At 32.3% G+C, this 26,024-nt stretch carries 22 protein-coding genes; 13 read left to right on the forward strand and 9 right to left on the reverse strand.

The features are described 5' to 3' along the window. Positions 1-22: 22 nt before the first annotated feature. A complete protein-coding gene (locus tag AC2H4K_RS15410) occupies positions 23-1,051 on the forward strand; it encodes a threonine aldolase family protein (protein WP_281139644.1) in 1,029 nt (342 codons plus the stop codon). A gap of 32 nt (positions 1,052-1,083) precedes the next feature. Further along, positions 1,084-2,091 (forward strand): glycosyltransferase, encoded by a 1,008-nt coding sequence (locus tag AC2H4K_RS15415; protein ID WP_281139643.1) that lies wholly within the window; start codon positions 1,084-1,086, stop codon positions 2,089-2,091. A 72-nt stretch (positions 2,092-2,163) separates the two neighbouring features. Here the strand turns inward: AC2H4K_RS15415 and AC2H4K_RS15420 are convergent, their stop codons facing one another. Continuing rightward, complete coding sequence (locus AC2H4K_RS15420) at positions 2,164-3,375, reverse strand: hypothetical protein (protein WP_281139642.1); 1,212 nt, start codon at positions 3,373-3,375, stop codon at positions 2,164-2,166. Positions 3,376-3,632: 257 nt separating this feature from the next. Continuing rightward, positions 3,633-3,956 (reverse strand): YbaB/EbfC family nucleoid-associated protein, encoded by a 324-nt coding sequence (locus AC2H4K_RS15425; RefSeq protein ID WP_281139641.1) that lies wholly within the window; start codon positions 3,954-3,956, stop codon positions 3,633-3,635. 80 nt (positions 3,957-4,036) lie between these two features. Here AC2H4K_RS15425 and AC2H4K_RS15430 point away from each other — a divergent pair, with 80 nt between their 5' ends. The 3 genes from AC2H4K_RS15430 to capB all read left to right on the forward strand — a co-directional run bounded on the left by AC2H4K_RS15430 (position 4,037) and on the right by capB (position 8,679). Next, complete coding sequence (locus AC2H4K_RS15430; protein WP_281139640.1) at positions 4,037-6,094, forward strand: S9 family peptidase; 2,058 nt, start codon at positions 4,037-4,039, stop codon at positions 6,092-6,094. A 74-nt stretch (positions 6,095-6,168) separates the two neighbouring features. Continuing rightward, complete coding sequence (gene capA, locus AC2H4K_RS15435; RefSeq protein WP_281139639.1) at positions 6,169-7,206, forward strand: cysteate synthase; 1,038 nt, start codon at positions 6,169-6,171, stop codon at positions 7,204-7,206. Positions 7,207-7,419: 213 nt separating this feature from the next. Next, positions 7,420-8,679 (forward strand): cysteate-C-fatty acyltransferase, encoded by a 1,260-nt coding sequence (capB, locus tag AC2H4K_RS15440; protein WP_493742582.1) that lies wholly within the window; start codon positions 7,420-7,422, stop codon positions 8,677-8,679. Positions 8,680-8,731: 52 nt separating this feature from the next. On the opposite strand, the gene AC2H4K_RS15445 is transcribed toward capB, so the two are convergent. Further along, positions 8,732-9,853 (reverse strand): GTP cyclohydrolase, encoded by a 1,122-nt coding sequence (locus AC2H4K_RS15445; protein ID WP_493742583.1) that lies wholly within the window; start codon positions 9,851-9,853, stop codon positions 8,732-8,734. Between the two features lie 22 nt (positions 9,854-9,875). Next, positions 9,876-10,856, reverse strand: coding sequence for a transporter (locus tag AC2H4K_RS15450; protein WP_493742584.1), 981 nt, complete (start codon positions 10,854-10,856; stop codon positions 9,876-9,878). A 104-nt stretch (positions 10,857-10,960) separates the two neighbouring features. Here AC2H4K_RS15450 and AC2H4K_RS15455 point away from each other — a divergent pair, with 104 nt between their 5' ends. Genes AC2H4K_RS15455 through AC2H4K_RS15470 form a run of 4 tightly spaced genes read left to right on the forward strand, consistent with a single transcriptional unit; the run spans position 10,961 to position 16,543 of the window. Further along, a complete protein-coding gene (locus AC2H4K_RS15455; protein WP_493742585.1) occupies positions 10,961-11,254 on the forward strand; it encodes a DUF4834 family protein in 294 nt (97 codons plus the stop codon). A gap of 34 nt (positions 11,255-11,288) precedes the next feature. After that, on the forward strand, positions 11,289-13,715 hold the full coding sequence (locus AC2H4K_RS15460; protein ID WP_493742586.1) for a YfhO family protein: 2,427 nt from the start codon (positions 11,289-11,291) through the stop codon (positions 13,713-13,715). Between the two features lie 53 nt (positions 13,716-13,768). Continuing rightward, complete coding sequence (locus tag AC2H4K_RS15465; RefSeq protein ID WP_493742587.1) at positions 13,769-15,055, forward strand: glycosyltransferase family protein; 1,287 nt, start codon at positions 13,769-13,771, stop codon at positions 15,053-15,055. A gap of 30 nt (positions 15,056-15,085) precedes the next feature. Next, positions 15,086-16,543, forward strand: a complete 1,458-nt coding sequence (locus tag AC2H4K_RS15470) for an oligosaccharide flippase family protein (protein WP_281139632.1) — start codon at positions 15,086-15,088, stop codon at positions 16,541-16,543. Between the two features lie 95 nt (positions 16,544-16,638). Here AC2H4K_RS15470 and AC2H4K_RS15475 read toward each other — a convergent pair whose 3' ends face one another. After that, a complete protein-coding gene (locus tag AC2H4K_RS15475; protein WP_281139631.1) occupies positions 16,639-17,877 on the reverse strand; it encodes a hypothetical protein in 1,239 nt (412 codons plus the stop codon). A gap of 171 nt (positions 17,878-18,048) precedes the next feature. Between AC2H4K_RS15475 and AC2H4K_RS15480 the strand changes: the two genes are divergently transcribed. Next, a complete protein-coding gene (locus tag AC2H4K_RS15480; protein WP_281139630.1) occupies positions 18,049-18,879 on the forward strand; it encodes an alpha/beta hydrolase in 831 nt (276 codons plus the stop codon). Positions 18,880-18,952: 73 nt separating this feature from the next. On the opposite strand, the gene AC2H4K_RS15485 is transcribed toward AC2H4K_RS15480, so the two are convergent. After that, positions 18,953-19,627 (reverse strand): hypothetical protein, encoded by a 675-nt coding sequence (locus tag AC2H4K_RS15485; RefSeq protein WP_281139629.1) that lies wholly within the window; start codon positions 19,625-19,627, stop codon positions 18,953-18,955. Between the two features lie 220 nt (positions 19,628-19,847). Between AC2H4K_RS15485 and AC2H4K_RS15490 the strand changes: the two genes are divergently transcribed. Beyond that, entirely contained in the window at positions 19,848-20,936 is a 1,089-nt protein-coding gene (locus tag AC2H4K_RS15490; RefSeq protein WP_281139628.1) for a DUF3667 domain-containing protein, read from the forward strand. Here AC2H4K_RS15490 and AC2H4K_RS15495 read toward each other — a convergent pair. Both AC2H4K_RS15495 and uvrA read right to left on the reverse strand, forming a co-directional pair. Beyond that, positions 20,933-21,583 carry a hypothetical protein gene (locus AC2H4K_RS15495; RefSeq protein ID WP_281139627.1) on the reverse strand — a complete coding sequence of 217 codons (651 nt, stop codon included), beginning with the start codon at positions 21,581-21,583 and terminating at the stop codon, positions 20,933-20,935. The two genes, AC2H4K_RS15490 and AC2H4K_RS15495, sit on opposite strands and share 4 nt — an antisense overlap. A gap of 1 nt (position 21,584) precedes the next feature. After that, positions 21,585-24,374: an excinuclease ABC subunit UvrA gene (gene uvrA / locus AC2H4K_RS15500; RefSeq protein WP_281139626.1), complete on the reverse strand. Its 2,790-nt coding sequence runs from the start codon at positions 24,372-24,374 to the stop codon at positions 21,585-21,587. 236 nt (positions 24,375-24,610) lie between these two features. Here uvrA and AC2H4K_RS15505 point away from each other — a divergent pair, with 236 nt between their 5' ends. Next, entirely contained in the window at positions 24,611-25,195 is a 585-nt protein-coding gene (locus AC2H4K_RS15505) for an RNA polymerase sigma factor (protein ID WP_281139625.1), read from the forward strand. 57 nt (positions 25,196-25,252) lie between these two features. Further along, positions 25,253-25,396, forward strand: coding sequence for a hypothetical protein (locus AC2H4K_RS15510; protein WP_281139624.1), 144 nt, complete (start codon positions 25,253-25,255; stop codon positions 25,394-25,396). A gap of 14 nt (positions 25,397-25,410) precedes the next feature. Here the strand turns inward: AC2H4K_RS15510 and AC2H4K_RS15515 are convergent, their stop codons facing one another. After that, entirely contained in the window at positions 25,411-25,977 is a 567-nt protein-coding gene (locus AC2H4K_RS15515) for a hypothetical protein (RefSeq protein ID WP_281139623.1), read from the reverse strand. Between the last annotated feature and the right edge of the window lie 47 nt (positions 25,978-26,024).

Consider the following 26,024-nt stretch of genomic DNA (forward strand, 5'->3'; position numbering starts at 1 on the left):
GCTTTATCACAAAAGTAAAAGAATGATAATAGATTTAAGAAGTGATACTATAACCAAACCAACACCTATGATGTTGGATGCTATGATGAATGCAAAAGTTGGTGATGATGTGTACAAAGAAGATGCTACTGTGAATGAATTGGAAACGCGTATTGCTGATATGTTTGGTATGGATGAAGCCTTATTTTTTCCAACAGGAAGCATGGCTAATCAAGCAGCATTGAAACTACATACAAATCCTGGTGAACAGGTTATTTGCGATAAGTATGCACATATTTATAATTATGAAGGTGGTGGAGCTTCTTTTAATAGTGGGATTTCGTGTAAATTGATTGATGGTCATAGAGGGATGTTTACAGCAGATCAGGTTGAGGAATCTATTAATCCACCAGATTTTTATCATAGTCCATTGACATCATTGATAGAAATTGAAAATACAACAAATAAAGGTGGAGGTGCTTGTTGGGATTTTGAAGAGCTGAAAAAAATAAGAAAGGTAGCAGATAAACATCATCTTGGTTATCATTTAGATGGAGCAAGACTTTGGAATGCAATGGCTGTCACTGGTGAGGATCCAAAACTTTATGGTGGATTATTCGATACTATATCTGTATGCTTAAGTAAAGGTTTAGGGTGTCCGATAGGTTCTGTTTTAGTAGGTAAAAAAGAACTTATGAAAGGAGCTCTTAGGGTTCGTAAAATTTTAGGAGGTGGTATGAGGCAAGTAGGATATTTAGCAGCTGCAGGACTTTATGCTTTAGACAATCATTTGGATAGACTTTCTGAAGACCATAAAAAAGCAAAGGAAATAGGTGATCTCTTAGAAACATTTTCTTGGATAAAAAAAGTAGAGCCTATAGAGACCAATATTGTTATTTTTGAGTTGAATGAAAAGGTGAATGAAGATATATTCTTATCTCAGTTAAATGAAAAAGGAATAAGAATTATAGGAATGGGAAGTAATAAATTACGTATTGTAACACATTTAGATTATACAGATACTATGCATTACTGCTTATTTGATGAACTAAAGAAACTAAAGGTTTTATAATTTTTGAAAATTCGATTTAACTCATCATTTTTATGACTTTGCAACTAAGTATTATTATTCCCGTATACAATTCTGAGGAATACATAAATACTTGCATTCAAAGTATATTGAAACAAGGTTTAAGTCCTAAAGAATATGAAATCATAATTGTAAATGATGGTTCAACTGATAGTTCTGAAAAATTAATAGAAAAATATTCAAAGAGATTTGAAAATATTAAAGCCTTACACAAAGAAAATGAAGGAGTAGGAAGTGCAAGAAATAAAGGTCTGGAAGTTGCCAACGGAAACTACATTTATTTCATAGACCCTGACGATTACTTAGTAGGAAATGTTTTGGGACAATTGGTAGAGACTGCAAAAAATAACGATTTAGATATATTGACTTTCGAATCTAAATCAACAAAAAGTACTTTTGAAGATAGTACTTTTTCTGAAAAACTTTATTTAAATATAATACTTAATGGCTTAGATTATATAGCAAATCATAAAGTTAAAAATGAGGTTTGGTGGTACTTAATAAAAAAAGATTTTTTATTAAAAACTAATATTAAGTTTATTGAAGGTCGCTGGATGGAAGATGCAATCTTCACAATACAATTATTTCTCAAAGCTTCAAAAATAGCCCACCTCCCTTTTAAAATACATAGACATTATTTATCCAAAAACTCAGCAATGACAAATAGAAATAGTTCTCATTATATCAAAGTCATTGATGATAACAGAAATGCAGCAGTAGTTTTTGAATCAATAATTAATGATGTAGAAAATCAGAGTTCTAATTTTAGAACAATTGAAAGACTTAAAGTGAAACAGCAGTCATTTGTCTTTTTTATGATGATAAGAATGTTAAAATCCAAAATGAAATTATCTGAAATTAAAAAGGTTATTCAAGACCTGTCAAATACCAGTGCTTATCCTTTAGATAAGTTTCCAGGTAAGGATTATGAGGGTTTGCAATATGTTATTTTAGCTAAGTTTTTAAGTAATCAGCACATGTTTTACATGACTTTTAGACTTTTAAATCCTTTTATTCGGTAATAAATAGGTAAAAAAAAGAGACCCAATTTTGGGTCTCTTGTTAATATTATTTTTAGGTGTAGAAAATGATTTCTACCACCACCAGCACCAGTTGTAAGAAGGTTCGTATTCACATAATTCACCTCCTAAAGAACTTTCACCACTTACCACTTCTAGTACTCCACGCTTATATCCAGGACCTATATTGATATCACAGTCAGTTCTAAACTTAGTGTAATAACAGTTACCTACATAAACATAAACATAATCACCGAATGTTCCGTTCCAGTTAACACCACTTAAATCAATTGTGTCACCATGACCTACTACTTGATCATAGATTTTTACTGCATAACAAGTGTTTTCGTAACGTTGGTAAATTTTAACTCTATAGTTGTAATACCAATCCCATTCAAGAGTTAAGTCGGTAACTTTACCAAGACAGTCTTCACAAGAATCAGCTTCAACTTCTTTAGTTACGATTACTGATTGTTTACCATCTGGTACAAGTACTATTGCCATTTGCTCACCACAGCTAGGTGTAAAACCAGCACCTTGAGATAAAGCTAAGCTCTTTAATTCATGTGCTTGAGCAACATCATTTCCGTCGTCATTCCAGTTACCTGTTGGGTCACTTAAATAAACACAATCGTAGCAAACAGAATCGTCAATTAATAGCCAAATAGCATATTGAACATGTCCAAAATTATATGCTCCAAGTCCATTTGGACTTTCCTCACCAATAATAGTTTGATTTAATAACCAGTTTACTTTATCAAAGTTTTGAGGCTTTTCAAAAACTCCTTCAGGTAAGTCTCCGTAAGTAGAATAAACGTCAAAGTCAACAGTCTCGTTGTTATTTAAACTTAAATCCTGGTCAGCACACCAAGCAGGTATGTTAGTTCCAGATAAGTAACCTGAGTTATCGTTGATAGTTAAATTAAAGTAAGCGTCAGTCCCAGGTTTTGCAGTTGTAGTTACTGTAACTTGGCTAGGAAGCATTGCTTCAATAGTATCAATACTACAAGCATCTGATCCACTATTGTTATTACTTCCACCGCCATAGTATCCGCCGTAATAACCTGTTTTAGCAGTAGCTAATTCATTAGAGGTTTTTATTAATTTTTCACTGTCTTTATCAAAGACTAATTCTTTTTCTTCTAAAAGTCCATCAGAAATGACGTTACCATCTTTAAAACGTAATTCAGCTTGATTTTCATTTTGTTGGTTGTCAACTGATTCGCTTTGACATGATGCCATTATGAATAGCACCATTAATAAACATAATTTAAGTAATTGTTTCATAAATTGAAATTTGGTTAATAGCATTATTAATGGGTCAAATATATGTGCAAAGATTTTTCCGAATTTAAAATTTAGATAAACGGTATAACTATTAGGTAGGATTCACAGTCAAATCATTTCGTCGACTAAAAATGCATTTTTACGACTATTTTATTGAATATATAATAAGTTAAGGTATCTGAAAATCAGAATGTAACAAAAAAAAGGCATCTCTTTATTTTGAAAGAGATGCTTTTAAAGTTTTATAAATGAGTCAATTATTTAAACATATCCATACCAGGAATATTAGGCATTCCTTCTTTTGCTACTGCAGCAATTTCAGATTCATTGACGTTTGTAGCTTTTTCAATGGCCTTGTTAATTATAAGAATGAGATAATCTTCAAGCATTTCTTTATCCTGTAATAAATCTCCATCTATCTCAATAGACTTTAGGGCTCTATTAGCGGTAATAGTAACTTTTAGCTTATCGTCATTACTAGATTCGTCAATTAAAACAGTATTTAAGCGTTCTTTAGTTTCTTCAACTTTTTTCTGAGCTTCTTTAAGTTTACTCATCATTCCCATCATATCTCCAAACATAAAATTTCAATTTTAAATTAATACAATACAAAATTACTAAATTGCGCCACTTTTTGAATAAATATTTCCTAAAACAGTGTATGGGTAAATTAGAAATTAAGCCACCAATAGCAAAAAAGATTCCTCATCAATTAGAAAAGCATGGAGACGTCAGAGTAGATGATTATTTTTGGATGAAAGACAGAGAACATCCAGAGGTGATAGATTATCTCAATGCAGAAAATGACTATTGCGATTCTGAAATGGCTCATACCAAGCAATTTCAAAAGGATTTATTTGAGGAGATGAAGGCCAGAATTAAAGAAGATGATTCTTCGGTGCCTTATAAATACAATGGTTATTGGTACATCACAAGATTCGAAAAAGGTAAAGATTATCCAATATATACTCGTAAAAAGGAGTCATTGGATAACCCTGAAGAATTGATGTTTGATTGTAACAAAATGGCAGAAGGTCACAGTTATTTTAAGTTGGCCGGAATTAGTGTAAGTCCAGATAATAAACTTGTGTCATATGGAGTCGACACTACAGGAAGAAGAAATTATACTGTAAAAGTAAAACGTTTAGATACGCATGAAGTATTTAATGATGATATTGAAAACACTACAGGTTCTTCAAGTTGGGCTAATGACAACAAAACATTGTTCTATACTAAAAAAGATGAAGTAACTTTAAGAGCATATCAAATTTATAAGCACAAGTTAGGTGAAACTGAAGACGAACTAGTGTTTGAAGAAGGTGATGATACTTTTGGTGTTGCGGTTTACAAGTCTAAGTCTAGAAAATATATCATTATTGCTTGTTACAGTACGTTAACAAATGAATATCATATTCTTAATGCAGACAAACCCGATGAGAAATTTCAGGTATTTCAAGAACGTATTAGAGGATTAGAATATAGTATATCGCATTACGATAATCATTTTTATATCCTAACGAATAAGGATAAAGCTTCCAACTTTAAATTAATGAAAGTTGAAGAAACCAAAACTAAGATTGAAAGTTGGACAGAAGTTATTCCACATAGAAAAGATGTATTGCTAGAAAATATAGATATTTTCAAAGATTATTTAGTGGTAAGCGAAAGAAGTAATGGCCTTAACGAAATCCGAATAATGAGATGGGATGGAGCAGAGGATTACTATTTGCCGTTTGATAACGAAACCTATACAGCGTATACAGGTACAAATGTCGATTTTGATACAGAATTACTTCGTTATGGTTACAATTCACTAACAACACCATCTTCTGTTATTGAATTTAATATGAGAACCAAAATAAAAACTGTTTTAAAAGAACAGGAAGTTTTAGGAGGAAAGTTCAATAAGGATAATTACACTTCAGAACGTATTTGGGCTACTGCAAATGATGGTGCTAAAATTCCTATGTCTTTGGTATATAGAAAAGACATTAAAAAAGATGGCAATAATCCATTATTGCAGTATGCTTATGGGAGTTATGGTTCTACAGTAGATCCTTATTTTTCTACAATTAGATTAAGCTTATTAGATAGAGGTTTTATCTATGTTATTGCTCATATTAGAGGAGGTGAATATTTAGGTCGTGGCTGGTATGAAGATGGTAAATTATTACAGAAGAAAAATACGTTTTCAGATTTTATAGCATGTTCAGTTCACTTAATAAAAGAAAAGTACACGTCGTCTAAACATTTGTATGCCATGGGCGGAAGTGCAGGTGGCTTATTAATGGGAGCTGTAATTAATGAAGCACCAGAATTATATAATGGAGTTATTGCAGCAGTACCATTTGTAGATGTAGTAACAACTATGTTAGATGATTCTATTCCATTAACAACGGGAGAATATGATGAATGGGGAAATCCTAATGATGTACTCTATTATAATTATATGAAGTCGTATTCACCTTACGATAATGTTGAAGCTAAAAATTATCCAAATATGTTGGTAACAACAGGTTTGCATGATTCACAGGTGCAATATTGGGAACCTGCAAAATGGGTGGCTAAATTAAGAGAGTTGAAAACAGATTCTAATAAACTATATTTAAAAACAAACATGGATGCTGGTCATGGTGGTGCTTCAGGACGTTTTGAAAGCCTAAAAGAAGATGCCGAAGAGTTTGCTTTTTTATTAGACTTAGAAGGAATCACGGATTAATTCAAAAAAAAATGTTACTTTTGCGAGGTTTTAGGTGTCAAAACAAGTAACTTGATTACCGATAAATAGCATTTATGGACAAAAACAAAAATGTATTTGATAATGTACTTCAGCTAATTGGAAGTACACCTCTTATCAAACTGAATCGAATGACAACCGAAATAGACGGTGAGTTTTATGCAAAAGTTGAAGCATTTAATCCAGGTCATTCATCTAAAGACAGAATCGCTTTACACATTATTGAAGAGGCCGAGCGTCAAGGTATCTTAACTCCAGGCGATACAATCATAGAAACTACATCTGGTAACACAGGTTTTAGTATCGCAATGGTAAGTATCATCAAAGGATATGAATGTATTTTGGCAGTAAGTTCAAAATCTTCAGCAGACAAAATAGACATGTTAAAGTCTATGGGAGCTAAAGTTTACGTTTGTCCAGCACACGTAAACGCTGATGACCCTCGTTCATATTACCAAGTAGCAAAGCGTCTTCACGAAGAAAATAAAGGTTCAATATACATCAATCAATATTTCAATCAATTAAATATTGATGCACACTATAACAGTACAGGTCCAGAAATTTGGAATCAGACAAATGGTGAAATTACGCATTTGGTGGCATGTAGTGGTACAGGTGGAACTATCTCAGGTATTGCAAAATACTTAAAAGAGCAAAACCCAAATGTAAAAATCATTGGTGTTGATGCTTATGGTTCTGTTTTGAAAAAGTATCATGAAACTAGAGAGTTTGATGATAAAGAAATTTATCCATACAGAATTGAAGGTTTAGGAAAAAACCTTATTCCTACAGCTACAGATTTTGATGTTATAGATAAGTTTATAAAAGTTACTGACGAGGAAAGCGCACATACAGCAAGAGAAATCTCAAATACTGAAGGTTTATTCGTAGGTTACACTAGTGGTGCAGCAATGCAAGCAGTAAAACAATTAAGTGAAGAAGGCGAATTTAAGCCAACAGATAAAGTTGTGGTGGTTTTTCCAGATCACGGTTCAAGATACATGAGCAAAGTGTACAATGATAAGTGGATGGAAGATCAAGGTTTTTTCGATAGTAAAAATAAAGTACACACAACAATAGAGTACGTAAAGTAAGACTACTAACTATATCTAAAACCTATCTCAATGCATGTTGCGATAGGTTTTTTTATGTTTAAAACTTGGTGGATAGTTACTTTAAATAAATTATGCTGTGATAATATTATTAATTAATTTTGCAGCAACTAACAAGATTAAATTAACAATAAATTAATGGTTTATTTACTTGCTTTATTTCAGGTAAAAAAGCATTAATAGCAATTTTAACGCATGAAGGATTTATTTGAAAAGATTTATAGAGATAAAGGACCACTTGGTAAATGGGCTGCTCAGGCAGAAGGCTATTTCGTTTTCCCAAAGCTAGAAGGTCAAATTTCTAATAGAATGAAGTTTCAAGGTAAAGAAGTTATTACTTGGAGTATTAACGATTACCTTGGATTGGCGAATCATCCGGAAGTAAGGAAAGTTGATGCAGAAGCAGCAGCACAATACGGATCTGCTTATCCTATGGGCGCACGTATGATGTCTGGCCATACAGATCTTCATGAACAACTACAAAATGAACTTGCTGAATTTGTTAGTAAAGAAGCTGCTTATCTTTTGAATTTTGGATACCAAGGTATGGTATCTACAATCGATGCTTTAGTATCTAAAGACGATATTATTGTTTATGATGTTGATGCGCATGCATGTATTATTGATGGTGTGCGTTTACACATGGGTAAACGATTTACATACAAACATAATGATGTTGAAAGCTTAGAGAAAAACTTGGAGCGTGCAACTAAAATGGCAGAGAAGACTGGTGGTGGAATCCTAGTGATTTCAGAAGGTGTTTTTGGTATGCGAGGAGAACAAGGAAGACTCAAAGAAATTGTTGAACTAAAGAAAAAATTTAATTTCAGACTTTTTGTTGATGATGCGCATGGTTTTGGTACGCTAGGAGCTACAGGTGCTGGAGCAGGTGAGGAGCAAGGAGTCCAAGACGATATTGATGTGTATTTTGCTACGTTTGCAAAATCTATGGCGAGTACAGGTGCTTTTATTGCTGGTGATAAAGAAATCATTGATTACTTAAAGTATAATTTACGTTCTCAAATGTTTGCCAAATCTTTACAAATGCAACTTGTTGTAGGTGCATTAAAACGTTTAGATATGTTGCGTACAATGCCAGAGTTAAAGAAAAATCTTTGGACAATTGTAGATGCATTACAATCTGGTTTAAAAGAAAGAGGTTTTGATATCGGTACAACTCAAAGTTGTGTAACTCCAGTATATTTAAAAGGAAGTATTCCTGAAGCTATGGCACTAGTTAAGGATTTAAGAGAAAATCATGGAATATTCTGTTCTATTGTGGTTTATCCTGTTATACCAAAAGGATTAATCTTGCTTAGAATGATTCCTACGGCAACACATACTTTAGAAGATGTTAGAGAAACCTTAGATGCTTTCGATGCTATTAGAGAGCGTTTAGTGAATGGAACTTACAAGAGAATGTCTGCAGCTTTAAATGCAGCAATGGGAGAGTAATTAAAATATTATTATTTGACATATAAAAAAGCTACCGTTACGGTAGCTTTTTTTAATTTAAGTTTTTTCTAAAGGTTTTACGTCTTTTATAAACTTCGGGGCCAAAGTGTTTCCATATTTTGTGGATGGCCACATTGTCTTCAAGTTCAGGTGTTCTATAACAGTTTTGGATACCTTTGCTTTTAAAGATGTCATAGTATTCATTAAAAATAACAGCATGTACACCTTTGTTTTGATATTCAGGATGAATACCTATTAAGTAAAAAATAACGTCTTTACTGTTCTTTTTCGCTTTTAATATATGTGTGAATCCAAATGGAAATAGTTTACCATTAGCTTTTCTCAACGCTTCAGCAAACTTTGGCATAACAATAGCAAAACCAATAAGCTTTTCATTTTCATCAACGACAAATTTTATATATTCTGGGTTAACAAAACTGATGAACTTTTTCTTAAAATATTCCTTTTGAATATCTGTAATTTCAACAAAAGAGGACAGTGAAGAGTAAGACTCATTAAACAAATCAAACATCTTATCCGCCCAAGGCATTACCTCTTCGGTTTTTGTGAAAGAAAGTGCTTTTAATTTATAACGTCTTTTGATTAAGGCTTGAGCTTTTCTAAAACTTTCAGGATCTACATTGCTAAATGGAAACCTGCTTTCAGAATATTCTTTTTCAATTTCATAACCAAGCGCCTTATAGTGGTTTACATAGTATGGATGATTATACCATGTTATCATACTTGCAAGGCTATCGAATCCTTCTGTTAAAACCCCAACCTTATCTAGGTTAGAAAAGCCTACTGGTCCTTCAGCATAATCTAGTTGGTGTTCTTTACCAATATTTTCAACGGTTTCTAATAATGCTTTGCTAACTTCGAGATCGTCGATGAAATCAAACCAGCCAAAACGCATTTTCTTAATTTGCTGTTTATTTATTTCTAACCAATTTACAATAGCTGCAACTCTACCAACAATTTCATTACCCTTATATGCTAGGAAAAACCGAGCTTCGGCATCATTGAAAATAGGATTTTTATCTTTATCAAAGGTTTCTAATTCTTGCTTTATAATAGGAGGAACCCAATATTTGGAATCTTTATAGATTTTAAAAGGAAACTTTACAAAATCCTTTAAGTCTTTTTTAGAGACTGCTTCTTTAATTGTAATCATAAAAATTAATTATAGTTGAAGACTAATTGTCGAAACCATCTAGTACTTTAACTTTTTCTTCTTTTTTCTTCTTTTTCTTTTTTCGTTTCTTTTTGAAATTTCCATCATTACCATTGCCATTATCAATTTTCTTATCTTGATGGAAATCTAACCTGTAAGAAGCCCCAAAAGCAATATTGAACACAGAAGGAGTATCTTTAGTATTGAAGGCTATATTGGCGTCTAATTGAAAATCTCTAGTCCATAGATAGGCACCACCGAATCTAAATATATTATCTGCATAAAAATCACTTTTAATACCTTGAGCTTCTCCAAAAATAACCCATTGAGGAGTAAAAGAATGTGTTAGAGTCAGAATATATTGAAAGTCTGAAAATTCAGAACCAATTCTATCTTTTATTAAATTCATTACAAATACCCATCCTCCGTTAAAATTATTTTGTGTGGCTACCATTATTTTAGGACTGAATCCTTCAACATCTGGAGCTGTATAAGGATTATTTTTTGTATCGAAATTAGCACCTGCATAAATAGAAACAGCTGGAATTAATGATTTCCATTGGAACTTTCTATTGGCGTGATAACTATATAAATTAGGTTTTGCTTCTTCTGCATTTTTGTAAGGATCATAAATAAGATATTTTGCACCTAGAGTAAAGTTCTTCATGTTTGAACGAGGATCTTCAACAGGTATTACAGCATTGTTGTTAGTAAAAGTATCATTCTGATAAACACCGTCTAAGGATAATTCTAGTTCTTCAAAAAGTAAACCGTACCTAATAGCAAAATCAAATCCAAATCCACTTACCTCATAATTTAGTGGCACATGTTCTTCATTTACGGTAAAAGCTCCTGCTTCTAATTGAACAACACCTGTTCCGACAGAAAAAGCACTTTTAGAGACGCCTGGTCTGTTGGAATTGATAACCTCCGTATACTGTGCATAGACATAACTAAATGACAATAAAATAAGTAGAGAAAAAAATGATTTGAGTGTTTGCATTTTCTTTTGGTTTAAAATCAAATATAGATATTTTATAGTTTTTTTAAGGAATAATAACGGATTATAAATACGTATAATTGTATTTTTGATAATTATTAGAGAATATGATACAAGAAGCTTCGGCCATGGGATTATTGAGAACCATTTTAATTATCTTACTCATTTATTTTGGGATAAAAATATTATCTCGCCTTTTTGCTCCAGTACTTATGCGTTTTGTTGCTAAAAAAGCACAAGAAAAGTTTGGTCAGCAATTTGGAGGATTTCAAAATCAAGCAAATCAAAAACAACAGCAAAAATCTAAAGAAGGTGAAACTGTAATTGACAAAATGCCAAATCAGAATAAACAATCAAATTCTGATGTTGGAGAATATGTCGATTACGAAGAAATTGATTAATTTTCCACTTTAATGATTTAAGCCAACTTACTACATGTCATTTTCTTTAAAACGATTTTTACCACACATCCTAATGATTATAGGTTTTGTGGTACTTTCCCTAGCATATTTTAGCCCAGTTTTACAAGGTAAAAAGATATTTCAGAGCGATATAATGCACTACATTGGTATGGCGCAGCAACAAAAGGAATTTGCTGAAGCTACAGGTGAAGAAACCTATTGGACTAATAGTGCTTTTGGTGGAATGCCAACCTATCAGCTCGGTGCAAAATACCCTCATAATTATATAAAGAAGTTAGATTTAACTTTAAGATTTTTACCAAGACCAGCAGATTATCTGTTCTTATATTTTATAGGTTTTTACATCTTACTGTTATCACTAAAAGTAGATTTTAAATTAGCTGCTCTTGGAGCAATAGCTTTTGGTTTTTCAACGTATCTTATTATAATTCTCGGAGTAGGTCACAATTCAAAAGCCCATGCTATTGCGTATATGCCTTTGGTTTTAGCAGGAATCGTATTGGTATTTAGGAAAAAATATATTCTAGGATTCTTACTTACCGTTGTAGCTTCTGGTTTAGAGATTGTGGCTAATCATCCACAGATGACTTATTATTTGCTGTTTTTAATTATAGTTTTAGGAATTACGTACTTAATAGATGCTTATAAAAAAAGCGTTCTACCTCATTATTTTAAATCTGTTGGATTATTGGCTTTAGCAGGAATTATGGCAGTTGGTCTAAACGCTACAAGTCTTATGGCAACTCAACAATACGCTAAAGAGAGTACAAGAGGAAAAAGTGAACTCACTATAAATCCTGATGGGAGTAAAAAGGAATTGACTTCGGGCTTAAATAAAGACTACATTACAGAATACAGCTATGGAATAGCAGAGACCTTTAATCTATATATCCCAAAATTTATGGGTGGAGGTAATAGTGAGGATGTTGGTAGAGACTCTGAAACCTATAAAGCATACATCAATTTAGGTGCTTCACCAATGGACGCTTTAGATGCTTCTAAAAACGCACCTATGTATTGGGGCGACCAGCCTATAGTTGAAGCGCCTGCCTATGTTGGTGCAGTTATTATTTTTCTTTTTGTTTTAGGATTATTCCTTGTGAAAGGTAGGTTGAAATGGTGGCTAGTTGGTGGCACTATACTTTCATTACTATTGTCTTATGGGAAAAATCTAGGTTTCTTAACCGATTTTTTTATTGACTATGTGCCATTATATAACAAATTTAGAGCGGTAAGTTCTATTCAGGTTATTTTGGAATTGTGTATTCCTGTACTCGGAATTTTTGCTTTGGTACGTTTGTTTAATAATTCCAAAACCAATGAAGAAAAGCTTAAAGCATTAAAAATTACAACCATAATAACTGCAGGTTTAGCTGTTGTATTCTTATTATTCAAATCGGTTTTATTTGATTTTGAAGGACTAAGAGATGATCAGTATATTGAAGCTTATGGTAGACCTTTTATCAATGCCGTTATTGAAGATCGTATGTCGTTGTTTACAACAGACACTATAAGAACATTGATTTTAGTTTTGCTTTCTGCAGGTGCTATTTACTTATTTTTAAAGAAAAAACTTTCTGAGAATCTTACGGTTGTTGTTTTTGCGGTCTTAATCCTTTTTGATTTAGTGACAGTAGATAGGCAATATGTAAATAACGATGATTTTATATCTGCTATTAGAGTTGATAGACCTTATCAGGCCACTGCGGCAGATAAAGAAATTTTAAAGGACAAAGCTCACTTTAGAGTTTTAGATATGTCTTCTCAAGGACAAAGCCAACCAGGAAGAGCAGCTTATTTTCATAACTCTTTGTTCGGATATCACGCAGCCAAATTAGGGCGTTATAACGATTTAATGGAGTTTCATATTTATAATAACAATATGAACGTTTTAAATATGCTGAATACCAAATATATCATCGCTGAAGAACAAGGGCAGGTATTTCCTTATACCAATACTGATGCTAATGGTAATGCTTGGTTTGTGTCTAGTTTAAAACAAGTAGAAAATGCCAATAAAGAAATAAAATTATTGGATAGTCTTGATACTAAAAATGAAACTATAACAACACAGTCTACAGCTGAGAAATCAAAAACATTTATTATTGATTCAACAGCTTCAATAACATTAAAAGAGTTTAAACCAAATTACCTTAAATACGAATCAAATAATTCAAATGATGGTTTTGCTGTATTCTCAGAAATCTATTATGGTGAAGGTTGGAGTGCTTATGTTGATGGTGAACTAATGCCTTATATAAGAGTAAATTATGTGTTAAGAGGGATGGAAGTGCCAAAAGGAAGCCATATCATAGAGTTTAAGTTTGAACCGGAAGTTGTAGAAACCGGAAGTAAAATAGCATTAGCAAGTTCTGCTGTTTTTGGGATTTTATTGCTGTTGGGAATATATTATGGTTTTAAAATTAAGAGAGAAGAATAATAATACACCTTGCTTTTGCAAGAATAAAATCCCTTCCCTTTGGGAAGGTTAGGATGGGCTTAAAAGTACTCATAATCACATATTACTGGCCACCAGCAGGTGGGCCAGGTGTACAACGTTGGTTGAAATTTGTAAAATATTTACCAGATTTCAATATAGAGCCAATTGTCTATTGCCCTGAAAATCCTAATTATCCGATTGTAGACGATAGTTTAATTTCTCAAATTCCAAAGGATATAACTATTCTAAAACAACCTATTAGTGAACCCTATGGCTTAGCTAATGTATTTTCTAAAAAGAGTTCAAAAAAGATAAGTTCAGGAGTTATACCAAAAGCAAAAAAACAATCTTTTTTAGAAAAGTTGATGCTCTATGTAAGAGGTAACTATTTTATACCAGATGCTCGTAAGAATTGGATAAAGCCTTCGGTAAAATTTCTTTCAGAATACATCAAAGAAAATCACATTGAAACTGTTATCACTACTGGTCCTCCACATAGTTTGCATCTTATTGGTCTTCATTTGAAAGAAAAATTGAATATAAAATGGTTAGCAGATTTTAGAGATCCTTGGACGACGATTGGTTACCATAAAGATTTAAAACTTACTAAATCATCTCAAGAAAAACATAAGGCACTAGAATCGGCAGTATTAAATAAGGCTGATCAAATTTTAGTTACAAGTTTTAATACTCAAAAAGAATTTAGTACAAAAACAAACCAACCCATTACTGTTATTACAAATGGCTATGATTCACATTCCGTAAGAGTAGAAGGGAAGGATGAATTGTTTACATTCTCGCATATTGGGTCGTTATTATCTGAGCGAAATCCTAAAGTTTTGTGGGAAGTATTTTCAGAACTTGTTGCTGAAAACAAAGAATTTTCAAAATTGTTTCAGTTGAAATTAATAGGAGTCGTAAGTGATGATGTTATAGAGTCTATTTATAATTACGGTTTAAAAAATCACTTAAATATTGTTGGCTATGTTAGTCATAACGAAGCGATAAAACTTCAGATGCAATCCCAAATACTATTACTGATTGAGATAGATTCTGAAGACACAAAAGCTATTATTCCAGGAAAGTTGTTTGAATACATGATTTCCGAAACACCAATTTTAGCTATTGGTCCTGAGGAAAGTGATATTCAGAAAATAATTGCTTCAACCAACACAGGGAATTACTACAGTTATAATCAGAAAAGAGAACTTAAACTTCAGGTTTTAAATTATTTTGATACGTATCAAAATAATAGTTTAGAGGTTAATGCTATTGGTCTTCAACCTTACAGTAGAAAAGCACTTACAAAAAAATTGGCAGACTTGATAGTAAGTATGTAATTTAAAGAAATAGTTGTAATTTGTATAGCTATGGGAATTGTTCTAAACCAATCATTAAAAAACACAGTAAGTACATATTTGGGTTTTGGTATTGGAGCCATTAATACACTGTTTCTTTACACTAATTTTTTAACGGACGATTACTACGGTTTAGTAGCATTTTTACTTTCTGCGGCTAATATTATGATGCCATTTATGGCTTTTGGTGTTCATAATGCCATAATAAAATTCTACTCTTCCTACAAAACCAAAAACAGTATCAATAGTTTTCTAAGTTTGATGCTTTTTTTGCCTTTAGTTTTTATTATTCCGGCTACAATTATAGGCTTCTTTGCTTATGATTTTATTGGTAATCTCTTGGCTAATGAGAATATGATTGTAAAAAGTTACGTATGGCACATTCTTATTTTGGCTGTAGCTATGGCTTATTTTGAAATCTTTTTTGCTTGGACTAAAGTGCAGATGAAAACCGTGTTTGGTAACATGATGAAGGAAGTTTTTCATCGTGTTTGTATTATGGTTTTACTTTTTGCAGTTTACTTTAAATGGCTTACTGTTCAGCAATTTATTAACGGTTTGGTAGGTGTGTATTTGCTAAGGGTTTTAATTATGAAATTGTATGCCTATTCTGTAAGATTTCCTAAGCTTAAATTTCAGAAAATTGAAAAGCTTCCTTCTATTTTAAAATACTCAGGATTAATGATTATAGCTGGCTCTGTAGCTATGCTAATTTTAGATATAGACAAGTTCATGATTGGTATTATGGTCGATGATATTGGGCAAGTAGCCTATTACAGTGTCGCCATTTTTATAGCCACAGTTATTGCCGTACCACAGCGCGCCATGCACCAAATCATGATGCCTTTAACAGCGAAATATCTTAATGAAAAAGATCATATTGCTTTAGAAGATTTGTATAAACGAAGCTCTTTGAATTTGTTGGTTATAAGCGGATTTATCTTCCTTCTAATTATATTGAATATCAATAAATTGTATGAGATTCTTCCAGAACAATTTACCGGAGGACTATTTGTAGTTTTATTAGTAAGCTTAGCGAAGCTGTATGACAATATTTTAGGAAATAATAATGCTATACTTTTTAATAGCGATTATTATAGAATGGTTTTATTTTTTGGGGTTTTATTGGCTGTACTCGCTATTATTTTAAACTATATTTATATTCCTCTTTATGGCATTGAAGGATCTGCAATAGCAACATTTTTAGCGGTTGCAATTTACAATACAGTGAAATTGATTTTTGTAAATAGTAAATTTAAGATTCAACCCTTCTCTTTTGCTTCAGTGAAAATTCTCTTGATTTTAATGGTATTTTTATTAGGGTTTTATTTTTGGGATTTCCCGCTTCATCCTATATTTAATATTGTAATAAAATCACTGCTCATAGGTGTTTTATATTTCTGGATTATTCATAAGCTGAATATTTCAGAAGATATTTCTCAGCAAATAAAAAAGTATCTAAAACTTTAGATACTTTAATAAAACGAGAAATCCCGTAAGGTGCTCTGAGGCATACATCATACGGGACTTCTACTAACCAACCAAAAAAATCATATTTTTATATCTTAACCTCTTGTTCTTCTAGAGCTTGATCTTGTAGAACTTTGGTTGCTTTTTCTACTATTGCTAGATCTTGAACTCACAGACGAGGAACTTCTTTTACTTTGAGAAGAACTTCTAGGTTTTACGCTTTGTGTTCTTGCTTTACTATATGTACGAGAATTGCTTGTACTTGGTTTTCTAACTGTTGTACTTTTTCTCGTATTTGTATTATTAGACACTGTACCTCTATTAGAGGTCACATTTCTGTTTGAACTTCTATTAGTTACGCTACTAGTACGCTGTGTTCTGTTTTGGCTAGAAATACTTCTATTATTTCTAGACGTTGTAGCATTTCTGCTAGTTGTAGTTCTCGATGGAGTTGTTGCTCTAGAGTTTGAACTACGTGTACTAGAAGATCTTGATACTCCTGAATCATTGTTTCGAGAGCTTCTTGTTGTAGCAGTATTGCTTGCTAAACGTGTGTTTCTACTTCTAGTGATCTCAGTATTTCTACGTGTTACAGTACGTTGTACTTCACGCTCTCTACTATTTCTAGGGGTTTGTGCATATCTGTTACTATTGTGAGTTTCTCGTCTTACAACAGTTGTGCTACCACGTCTTCCATTGTTAACAGTTACATATCTTACGTTATTTGTGTAAGGTCTGTAGTAAATATGTCTTACAGGTGTGTAATATCTTCTGTAAGGGTTTACACTAATCATACAGTAATTTACTGGTGGTACAACATAGAATCTGTGCCAAGGTCTGTAAACATAAGCTCTATTATATATGTTTATATAACCATCATATCTCCAAAAAACATTATTTCTATAATACACATGTAATCCACCTATTCTGCTAATTCTGTTAAAACTGTTGTATGTAATGAAAATATCACCTATTTGGTTTACCCTTCCGTAGTAATCGTAATAGATTGGTGTGTTTTCAACTTGAATAATAGCACCAAAACTATCGTATTGTACATAAGGATTATAATCATAACCTGAGTTAAAACTTAATGAAAAGCCAGGTGTATTAATACCTACACTAACATCTGGTCCGTAATTCGGAATATAAAAATCAAATTGACCATCTCTATAAACCGAAAACTCGATGCCTCCTTCAGTGAATATGAAAGAATTTCCATAACCTTTCACATAATTATTAGTTGAAGCATTGGCTTCAGTTGTAGTTGTGTTGGTTGCGAATGCAGTAGTGCTAAAAGCCACTAAACTTGCAAATAAAAATAGAATCCGTTTCATAATAATAGGTTTTAAATTAAATACGCTAATTATAAAACAAACAGCGTGCCAAAGTTTGGAGGTGTTGTTTTGTTGTTTGATTTTCAGTTATTTAAGTGTTTTAGATATTGTATTTTGATTATTATTGTGTTTTAAGTGTTATTTTTAAAATGAATTAAGATTAGAACAACAATGATTAAAAAAACGATATTACTATTTATAGTTGCAGGAATAGGATTCTTTAATACAAAAGAAGTTACAACATATCAAACCAAAGAAAATATTGGCTATTACGATGAGTCAATTTCAGACTCCGATGATTACATCCAAGAGCGTTGTGTTTTAGACTTATATTATCCTAAAAAAGAAGAAAATTACGCCACAATTATTTGGTTTCATGGTGGTGGATTAACAGGTGGAAATAAATTTATTCCCGAATCATTAAAAGAAAAAGGTGTTGCGGTTGTCGCTGTAAATTACAGACTAAACCCAAAAGTAGAAGCTCCAGCATATATTGAAGATGCTGCAGCTGCAGTAGCTTGGGTATTCAAAAATATTGAAAGTTATGGAGGAGATCCATCTAAGATATTTGTTTCTGGTCACTCGGCTGGTGGTTATTTGGCTAGTATGGTTGGCTTGGATAAATCTTGGTTAAAAAAGCACGATATTGATGCCAATAGTATTGCAGGTTTAATTCCTTTCAGTGGACATACTATAACACATCTTACGGTTAGGAAAGAGCAAAATATTCCCGAAAAGCAACCTTTGATAGATGAGTATGCTCCTTTATTTCACATCAGAGCAGATGCGCCACCATTAATGTTGATTACAGGTGATAGAGAATTAGAAATGTTAGGTCGATATGAAGAAAATGCATATCTCATGCGAATGATGAAAGTTGTAGGTCATAAAGAAACAACCCTATACGAACTTGATGGTTTTGATCATGTTGGAATGGCTTATCCTGCTTTCCCTTTGTTGTTAAAAGAAGTCAAACGAATTTTAGAAATGCAAAAACCCTGAAATGTTTGGGGTCACATTCAGGGTTTTTAGGACACTAAATCTAGTTTAGTGCGTTCAACAAATAATTAAAATCTCAAACTTTAAGTTTTTTCTGTTTAACGGTTTTACCATTCTTTCTATAATAGTAGTATTCATCATCGTTATTCCAGTTATCGTCCCAGTTATCTTGTTCGTCATTTTCAAAATAGTATGTTGTACTACCAGAGTTTCCATTGCCTCTATTGTTTTGATTCACGAAACCTCTTGTTCCAATAACATCACCATGTCTGTTATAAAGAATTTGTAAACCGCCAACTTGTTTTAACTGTCCGTTTCTATAACTCATGTAAACAGTTCCAGCACGTTTAATTCTTCCAGAACTATCATAGTTAAGAAACACATTTCCGATTCGTCTTACACGACCATATCTGTCGTGAGTAACCAAAACACCACCATCATGAGCGTAGTTTACACCAGGAGCTCCATAAGTTCTATTAGTGCTTCGTCTAGTTCTTGACGTTGTGCGTTTATAGTAGTAATTATCGTTTGAAGATGTTGTATAAACATCTGTATTAAAATCGAAACTACCATCAGCAAAGATTAAGAACTCTACACCACGTTCTACAAATGAAATAGGTTGTGTATAACGATAGCGTGATGTAAGATCTAAATCTTGGCTAGTTAACCCGAATGAATTCGGGATTTCCGCTGCGGTTACGGTTGTTAATCCCATTAACATACTCGCAAAAAGTAAAGTAATTTTTTTCATAACTAAATAATTTAGATTTGTGCCTACTCATTTTTAGCTTTTCGGCTTACGCTATGCAAGGGTATTTTCAATTAGCGTGCCACTTTTTTAAGTAAAAGATATTCAGTGTTCTATGTTTTGGTTTTTAGTTTGTGAAGTCGTGATTTGAATTTTTATTCTGAAAGAGATCAACTTATGTATTGTAAAAATTGTTAATTTTAGATTCCACAACTAACCAAAAATGAGCATACCAAAAGAAACCTGTAGGAATTGTGAGCAACCTTTACAAGAAGGTTATAGCTTTTGCCCTAACTGCGGACAGAAAACCAATGAAGAACTTACCCTTGGTGTTCTGTTCTACAATACCATTAGTAATTACTTTTCTTTTGATGCTAGGTTCTTTAAGAGTTTTATTCCTTTAATGTTCAGACCAGGCTATTTGGCTAAGGAGTTTATAAAAGGGAAGCGTTTAATGTATTTGCATCCTGCGCAGATGTATTTGTTTATTGCCGTTATCTTCTTTTTTGTTTTCAATTTTTATGTGAGAGATAGTAGAGCTGAAATAGATAAGGGCATGCAGAGCATTATCGAAAAAAGAGAAAATAAAGATTATAGTTTTTTTGATAAAGATAGTGCTAGGGTAGCAGCAGACTCAGTAAAAATTCAAAAGCTCATAAATCCACTAAAAGCAAACAAAGAAACTTTAGGATTGTCTGATGAAGAAATAAAAGCATTAGATTCTTTAGCCATAATTAATGTAGATGATAAGAAAAATATAAACACGTCATTTACATTTAGAGAGCAAGAATTAGATTCTTTAATAGCAATCGGTGCACCAAATGAAACACTATATAAATCCATGGGAATGGATGATGATGCGGGATATTTCAAAAGAAAACTCTATGCTCAGGCATTAAAGTTTTATAAAACAATGGGATTAGGGCAAATCTATCAGACGTTTATTGATAGTATTCCTTTAGCTATGTTTTTCTTATTGCCAATTTTCGCTTTTCTATTAAAGATTTTCTTTTACAACAAAGGTAGATATGCACATCATTTAGTATTTAGTTTCTACTACTTTTCGTTTTTATTTACAGTATTTAGTATTGTTTTCGCTGTTAATCGTTGGGTTTTAGATATTCCAGATGTTATAGATTGGCTTATCGCTTTATCTACATTTTTCTATTTGTTTTTTGCAATCAATAAATTTTACGAACAACATTGGATTTTGAGTTTTATAAAAAGTAGTGTTGTAAGCTTTTTATTCTTGCTGTTTGTTCTGCCGTTCTCTTTTGTTATCCTAGGGTTTATAGCGTTTTTATTTTATTAGGATTTAGGAGTTTCGGCATGCCAAATAGGGACATTTAGAAAGTCACTGAGTACATGAGCGTCATCGATTATAGATTTTAAATTACCATGATCTACAACGTTTTTACGAGAGCCATCCTCTAAAACTAAGTTGAGTTCAAAACTTCCATAAGAACCATTTTTACTACTAATAGTTTCTCCAATGACTTGAATTGCGATAATTGATTTTATAGGAAATTGTTTTTTAGAGTTTTCATCTCTCTTAGAAGGGTCGACTTTATAAGTTTTGTAATAAAGTCCTAATTGTTTATCAAAAACTCTTGGCATAGCTGAGAAATAATAAATAAGGCTTCCTGTGGTACTAAAAACAGCACCAAACATAAACATAATCCAATTTGAAGGAGTTGTGCTTATTACAGAAAGACTAATTATTACAACGATCAGCCCTACGATTACAAAAATACCAGCAAAAAGAATACCACCAAATGATGGACGATAAGTATATTTCCAAGGTGTTTTTTGAATTAGTTCATGCGTTTTAAAATTAGAACCACCAGGTTTTAAAGGAGAAATAGCTACGCTTTTCTTAAGTGAAGTATCTGTGAAATCAACAGCTTTATTTTCTCTAGCTTCAATAACTTCTTTATGAAAACCTTTTGGTAAATCCATCTTACAACTTTTCTTTAAGGTATTCGCCTGTTACCGAATTTTTATTAGCAACTATTTCTTCAGGTGTTCCTGAAGCTACGAGTTGGCCACCATGTTTTCCACCTTCAGGACCTAAATCTATAATATAGTCAGCACATTTTATCAAATCAATATTGTGTTCAATAACTATGATAGAGTGACCTTTTGCTATTAAAGCTCTAAACGACTTTAGTAATTTTTGAATATCATGAAAATGTAAACCTGTTGTAGGCTCGTCAAAAATAAAAAGTGCATTATCACTTTTGCTACCTTTACCTAAAAAGGTCGCTAGCTTAATACGTTGTGCTTCACCACCAGAAAGGGTAGAAGAAGACTGCCCAAGAGTAACATAGCCCAAACCAACATCCTGAAGTGGTTGTAGCTTATTCTTTATTTTTTTCTCTTTATGACTTTCAAAAAATGTAATAGCATCATCAATAGTCATATTCAAGATGTCGTCGATAGATTGTCCTTCAAACTGCACTTCTAAAACTTCTTTTTTGAAACGCTTACCGTTACAGGTATCGCAAGTAAGATGTACATCGGCCATAAATTGCATTTCAATAGTTACTTCACCTTCACCTTTACAGGTTTCGCATCGGCCACCATCAACGTTAAAACTAAAATGCTTGGCTTGGTAGTTTCTGATTTTACTCAGTTTTTGAGAAGCAAACAACGCTCTAATGTCATCATAAGCTTTGATATATGTTACAGGATTTGAACGAGAGGATCTTCCAATAGGATTTTGGTCTACAAATTCTATATGTTGAATATTACTGAAGTTGCCTTGTAATTCTGTGAATTGACCTGCTTTATCACTGAAACCAGTTAGCTTTTTCTGTATGGCAGGAAAAAGAATTTTCTTGACTAAAGTACTTTTTCCACTACCAGAAACACCTGTGATTACAGTAAGCATTTCTAGCGGAAAAGTAACATCGATATTCTTTAAGTTATTTTCACGAGCACCAATCACTTCAACATGATATTTTGAAGTTTTACGTTTTTTTGGTACTTCAATTTCTAATTTCCCATTAAGATATTTAGCTGTTAAAGTATCTGATGCAAGTATAGCATTGTAATCTCCAGCAGCAACAACTTCGCCACCAAAAGTACCTGCTTCAGGACCAATATCTATGATAGCATCAGCTGCTTTCATAATGTCTTCATCGTGCTCAACAACGATAACTGTATTTCCTAAATCTCTGAGTGATTTTAAAACATTTATAAGGCGTTCAGTATCTTTTGGATGTAAACCAATACTTGGTTCGTCTAAAATATACATAGACCCAACAAGGCTACTTCCAAGGGATGTGGCTAGGTTGATACGTTGACTTTCTCCACCAGATAATGTATTGGAACGTCTATTTAGCGTTAAATAATTTAACCCAACGTTAGATAAGAATTCTAATCGCGTATTGATTTCGGTAAGTAATCGTTTTGCAATTTGAGCATCGTATTCATTCAATTCTAATTCCTTGAAAAACGTACTTAATTCATTAAGAGGTAAATCTACCAAATCGGTAATTGTTGCATTTCCGACCTTAACATAATTTGCTTCCTCTCTTAATCGTTTGCCTTTACAAACATTACATTTCGTTTTGCCTCGATAACGCGATAGCATAACTCGGTTTTGAATTTTGTAAGCTTTAGATTCTAGTTCAGCAAAGAAATCATCCAAACCTTCAAAATGCTTATTGCCTTTCCAGATTAATGCTTTGTTTTCATCACTTAATTGGAAATAAGGCTTGTGGATTGGAAAATCGAATTTATGAGAATTGTTTACCAATTGGTCTCTATACCAACTCATGCTTTCACCTCGCCAAGGAAAAATAGCGTTTTCATAAACAGATAACGCTGTATTTGGAATTACTAAGTCTTCATCAATACCAATAACATCACCATAACCTTCACATTTAGGACAAGCTCCGTAAGGATTATTAAAACTGAACAAATGCGCATTAGGTTCAAGAAAAGTCATCCCATCTAACTCAAACTTATTATTGAATGTTTTTTGTTTTTTATCGGCTAGCGATTCTATAATACAAGTGCCAACTCCTTCAAAAAAGGCTGTTTCAATAGCATCTGCTAAGCGATTAATAAAATCCTCATCGTGTTTGTAAACAATTCTATCGACTACTAAGAATAAGTTTTTATCCGACTTAATATCTTGTTTTAAAGCGTCATCAATCCTAAGAACGTCATCCTTCAGTTTTACACGAGCATAACCTTGTTGTTGTAAGGTTTGTAATTTGTTTTCAACAGTTCGTCCTTCTTCAAGAATGATAGGAGCAAGCAGTAATAGTTTAGAACCTTCTTCAAATTCTTTTATATAGTCTAAAACATCTTTAGTTGTATGCTTTTTTACTAAATCACCAGAGATAGGTGAGTAGGTTTTTCCAATACGAGCGAATAATAACTTTAGGTAATCATAAATCTCAGTAGTGGTGCCAACTGTAGATCTTGGATTTGTAGAATTTACTTTTTGTTCAATAGCAATTGCAGGAGCAATACCTTTAATATAATCTACTTTAGGTTTGTTTAATCGTCCTAAGAACTGACGTGCATAACTCGATAAACTTTCCACATAGCGTCTCTGACCTTCAGCATAGAGTGTATCAAAAGCTAAACTAGACTTTCCTGAGCCAGACAAACCAGTTATAACAACTAATTTATTTCTGGGAATAACAACATCAACATTTTTTAGGTTATGAAGTGTAGCACCTTTTATGATGATGTTTTCTTTTGGGTTAACGTCTAAAACAGTAGTGTTCATAGGATTTATACAAAAATATTTCACAAAGATACTACAACTATTTTATCTATTAAAGGAACACTTTATCCGACAAAATGTTAAATTTTAGTACTAAATTTTGTTTTTTCGGAATGATTGTTGTTATATTTGGAACATAAACATTTAAATTACAACTGCGTATACTATAAAATTACTTTAATTAAAAAAAGCTAAAAACCCCAAACTTAGGACCGCTTCTAAGTATTAAAGTAATTATTATGGAAAAAGAACTTATCCCTGACGCAGTATTGGTTAGCAATTACATAAAAGGAGACGAGTGTGCTCTTGCAGTTTTAATTGAACGCCACAAACAAAAAATCTACAGTTTTATATTTTCTAAAGTTTATGACAGAGATATTACGGAAGATGTCTTTCAAGATACTTTTATCAAAGTGATTAAAACTCTAAAACGAGGAAAATATAATGAAGAAGGTAAATTTTTACCTTGGGTAATGCGAATTGCTCACAATTTAGTTATTGATCATTTTAGAAAAAACAGTCGTATGCCTAAGTTTGATAATGCAGGTGAGTTTAGTATTTTTTCTGTGTTAAGTGATTCTAGTCTAAATGCAGAAAAAAGCATGATTAAAGATCAGGTAGAATCTGATGTTAGACGTATCATTGAAGAATTACCAGAAGACCAAAAACAAGTACTTTTGATGCGTATGTATAATGATATGAGTTTTAAGGAAATATCAGAACGTACGGGAGTTAGCATTAATACAGCATTGGGTAGAATGCGTTACGCCCTCATCAATATGAGAAAGGTTATAGAGCAGAATAATATAATTTTAACAAATTGATACAATAAAGTATTTGAAGTTACGTTTTTGCTATATAATAACCCATAAATTATTAAAATGGCAAAACTTTACTCTAACCCTTCCCCAAAAAATGATAAGTTATTACCAAAGGATGAAACTATAAGTTATCTTTTGAATTACTCTAAGGCTTTAAGTGTTATAAGTTATAATAAATTGAAGTTTGAAGCACTTCTTAATTAAGTTGAAAGGAAACCCTAATTTGTAAAAGAATTAGGGTTTTCTGTTAACAATAACTCTTCGTAATTTTGAGTAGTAATATACTCTTCTCTAAGATCTCTTAAGTAAAGAAGTACTTTTTCTTTTAAAGGGTGATTGTCTTTGAGGCAGTTCTTTATATCCTCGTCATAGACCGTAACAAGAATATACCAATGTCCTTTTCTTGATGAATAGCTGTTTTCAAATAATTTGGAATTTCCATTACTTTCTCTTTTAGCATCAGCTATTACAAATGGTAAATTTATGGTTTCATCTGTTCTTTCGGCTTCGTAGTAAGATAGATAAAGTGTCTCGCCTTCAAATTCAAAAGGTACATTATAGCCTACATTTTGATCGTTTAGCTTATATTTTTTATTGATGTAATTATAAAATTCCTTTTCATTTTTAGGGTCTTTAAAAATGAATGCCATCTCTCTAGGCATTTTCTTTTGGAATTTCCGTCCTTGCATTACCTTGTAGTCTACATTCTTGAATTTAGGCGCAACTTTTACGGGAATGCAAGATGTTATTAATAACATGCTGGCAATAATTATTACTTTTTTCATTGATTGATTGTTTTGCAATTCCTTATCAATAATTATACCATTAAAGA

It is taken from the genome of Winogradskyella sp. 266wxhm (assembly GCF_058964685.1).